Origin of the sequence: Streptomyces sp. NPDC026092 (genome assembly GCF_040638605.1) — a bacterium.
GTDB lineage: Bacteria > Actinomycetota > Actinomycetes > Streptomycetales > Streptomycetaceae > Streptomyces.
The window spans coordinates 1,708-3,310 of sequence record NZ_JBEZYN010000043.1 but is presented as its reverse complement, the minus strand read 5'-3'; the positions used below and the strand labels follow the sequence as shown (position 1 = coordinate 3,310).

The following is a 1,603-nucleotide window of genomic DNA, read 5'->3' as shown; positions in this document are numbered from 1 at the left end:
TTGGGCGTTTCAAAGCGGGTACCGGAATATCAACCGGTTGTCCATCGACTACGCCTGTCGGCCTCGCCTTAGGTCCCGACTTACCCTGGGCAGATCAGCTTGACCCAGGAACCCTTAGTCAATCGGCGCACACGTTTCTCACGTGTGTATCGCTACTCATGCCTGCATTCTCACTCGTGAACCGTCCACAACTCGCTTCCGCGGCTGCTTCACCCGGCACACGACGCTCCCCTACCCATCACAGCACCCGTTGGGGCTTATTGCTGCAATGACACGACTTCGGCGGTACGCTTGAGCCCCGCTACATTGTCGGCGCGGAATCACTTGACCAGTGAGCTATTACGCACTCTTTCAAGGGTGGCTGCTTCTAAGCCAACCTCCTGGTTGTCTCTGCGACTCCACATCCTTTCCCACTTAGCGTACGCTTAGGGGCCTTAGTCGATGCTCTGGGCTGTTTCCCTCTCGACCATGGAGCTTATCCCCCACAGTCTCACTGCCGCGCTCTCACTTACCGGCATTCGGAGTTTGGCTAAGGTCAGTAACCCGGTAGGGCCCATCGCCTATCCAGTGCTCTACCTCCGGTAAGAAACACACGACGCTGCACCTAAATGCATTTCGGGGAGAACCAGCTATCACGGAGTTTGATTGGCCTTTCACCCCTAACCACAGGTCATCCCCCAGGTTTTCAACCCTGGTGGGTTCGGTCCTCCACGAAGTCTTACCTCCGCTTCAACCTGCCCATGGCTAGATCACTCCGCTTCGGGTCTTGAGCGTGCTACTGAATCGCCCTATTCGGACTCGCTTTCGCTACGGCTTCCCCACACGGGTTAACCTCGCAACACACCGCAAACTCGCAGGCTCATTCTTCAAAAGGCACGCAGTCACGACCCACTGGGTAAACCCAATGAGCGACGCTCCCACGGCTTGTAGGCACACGGTTTCAGGTACTATTTCACTCCGCTCCCGCGGTACTTTTCACCATTCCCTCACGGTACTATCCGCTATCGGTCACCAGGGAATATTTAGGCTTAGCGGGTGGTCCCGCCAGATTCACACGGGATTTCTCGGGCCCCGTGCTACTTGGGTGTCTCTCAAACGAGCCGTTGATGTTTCAGCTACGGGGGTCTTACCCTCTACGCCGGACCTTTCGCATGTCCTTCGCCTACATCAACGGTTTCTGACTCGTCTCACAGCCGGCAGACTGTGAAAGAGAGATCCCACAACCCCGCATGCGCAACCCCTGCCGGGTATCACACGCATACGGTTTGGCCTCATCCGGTTTCGCTCGCCACTACTCCCGGAATCACGGTTGTTTTCTCTTCCTGAGGGTACTGAGATGTTTCACTTCCCCTCGTTCCCTCCACATGCCCTATGTGTTCAGGCATGGGTGACAGCCCATGACGACTGCCGGGTTTCCCCATTCGGAAACCCCCGGATCAAAGCCTGGTTGACGGCTCCCCGGGGACTATCGTGGCCTCCCACGTCCTTCATCGGTTCCTGGTGCCAAGGCATCCACCGTGCGCCCTTAAAAACTTGGCCACAGATGCTCGCGTCCACTGTGTAGTTCTCAAGCAACGACCAGCCACCCATCACCCCGCCCTAC

General features: G+C 57.1%; 1 rRNA gene (cut by a window edge). It reads right to left on the bottom strand.

Annotated elements, in window-relative coordinates:
• Positions 1-1,539 (bottom strand): 23S ribosomal RNA (locus AB0F56_RS35855); it reaches 1,672 nt to the left of the window's first position.
• Positions 1,540-1,603: the final 64 nt, after the last annotated feature.